Here is a 281-nt window from a genome sequence, read left to right as displayed (position 1 = left end):
CTACCATCGGTATTTAAAGTTAACTCACCTTCAGTGAGAATAACGGTATCACCTGAATTATACGTATTCCCACCAACAGTAAAACTCGTTACTGTTAACGGTCCATCTGCTGTTTCTGCATTATCAAGGACATTGCCTGTGGCTGTTGTGTCTTCAGCTATCGTGACAGTTTCACTATCATCACTTAAATCTGAAACTGGTGTCACTGAAATTGTTAAGGTAGAGCTCTGTGTATCACCAGCACCATCAGTAACTGTATAAGTAATAACAGGCACAGCACC

The 281-nt window shown here is 40.9% G+C and carries 1 protein-coding gene; it reads right to left on the bottom strand.

Annotated features, from left to right (window positions below):
• Positions 1-281: hypothetical protein (locus H4J75_RS19840; RefSeq protein WP_220465380.1), on the bottom strand; the 281-nt coding region annotated here is incomplete at both ends.

It is taken from the genome of Colwellia sp. BRX10-1 (assembly GCF_014077545.1).
GTDB lineage: Bacteria > Pseudomonadota > Gammaproteobacteria > Enterobacterales > Alteromonadaceae > Colwellia_A.
This window is presented reverse-complemented; position numbering and strand designations above follow the sequence as displayed.